At 66.0% G+C, this 1,303-nt stretch carries 2 protein-coding genes; both read right to left on the bottom strand.

Going from position 1 to position 1,303, the window contains the following annotated elements; translation table 11 throughout:
* Positions 1 to 887, bottom strand: an 887-nt coding sequence (thpD, locus tag ACFWBQ_RS38310) for an ectoine hydroxylase (RefSeq protein ID WP_385508671.1), incomplete at its 3' end; no start/stop codon positions are given.
* A 3-nt stretch (positions 888 to 890) separates the two neighbouring features.
* Positions 891 to 1,289 (bottom strand): ectoine synthase, encoded by a 399-nt coding sequence (locus ACFWBQ_RS38305; RefSeq protein ID WP_385508672.1) that lies wholly within the window; start codon positions 1,287 to 1,289, stop codon positions 891 to 893.
* Positions 1,290 to 1,303: the final 14 nt, after the last annotated feature.

Below are 1,303 nucleotides of genomic sequence, written 5' to 3'. Positions count from 1 at the left end.
GGCGTGAAGTCGCGTGCCCCGATGAAGTCGGGTCGGCGGACGGGAGCCGCGAAGGGCTCCTCGGCGGTGTTCTCCACACTGTTGAACACGATGAAGACGTTGCTGCGCGCGTACGGGGTGATGTTGTCCCCCGAGCCGTGCATGCAGTTGCAGTCGAACCAGGTCGCCGAACCGGCCTTGCCGGTGAAGAGCTTGATGCCGTGCCGGTCGGCCATCTTCGTCAGCGCCTCGTCGGACGGGGTGCCGGCGTCCTGCATCTGCAGGGACTTCTTGTAGTTGTCCTTCGGTGTCTCACCCGCGCAGCCGAGGAACGACTTGTGCGAACCGGGCATGATCATCAGCCCGCCGTTGGTGTCGTAGTTCTCGGTCAGCGCGATCGAGACGGACACGGTCCGCATGTTCGGCAGTCCGTCCTCGGCGTGCCAGGTCTCGAAGTCCGAGTGCCAGTAGAAGCCCGAAGCCCCGAAGCCCGGCTTCACGTTGATCCGGGACTGGTGGACGTAGACGTCCGAGCCGAGGATCTGCCGGGCCCGGCCCACCACACGCTCGTCGCTCACGAGCCGGGCGAAGACCTCGCTGAGCCTGTGGACCTCGAAGACGGACCGCACGCTCTGTGACGTGGGCTCGATGATCGAGCGCTCGTCGGCACGCACCGCGGGATCGGCGATCAGCCGTTCCAGTTCGGCGTGGTAGCCGGCCACCTCCTGCGGCGTGATGATCTCCTCGACGGTGAGGAAACCGTTGTGTTCGAAGCCCTGGAGGTCCTTCGCGGAAACCGGTCCGGGTGCGCCCGGCGCGGACCAGATGACCGGGTCCTGGCGGGGAGTGGTCATCTCGGCGGCGCCGCGCGAGGGGTACAGGTCGGCGCGCAGTACTTCGGTGGTCATGGTTCAGCCCTCCTCTGTCAGCAGCGGGTAGACACCGTTCTCGTCGTGGTCCTCCCGTCCGGTGACGGGAGGGTTGAAGACACACACGCAACGGAAGTCGGACCTGGGCCGCAGCGTGTGGTGCTCGTGCCCGTTCAGCAGATACATCGTTCCCGGGGAGATCCAGTGCTTCTCGCCGGTCTCGTCGTTGGTGAGCTCGGCCTCGCCCTCGGTGCACAGCACGGCCTCGATGTGGTTCGCGTACCACATGGACGTCTCCGTGCCCGCGTACAGCACGGTCTCGTGGAGCGAGAAGCCCACCCTCTCCTTGGCGAGCACGATGCGCTTGCTCTCCCAGGTACCGGAGGCGGCCCTCACATGCCGGTCGGTGTTCTCGATGTCACTGAACGATCGGACGATCACGGTGGGATGGTGCC

The sequence above is a fragment of the Streptomyces sp. NPDC060035 genome (assembly GCF_042736635.1).
In the GTDB taxonomy this organism is placed as follows: Bacteria; Actinomycetota; Actinomycetes; order Streptomycetales; family Streptomycetaceae; genus Streptomyces.
Note: the sequence above shows the minus strand (reverse complement) of the source record. Positions and strands in the feature narration are given on the sequence as shown.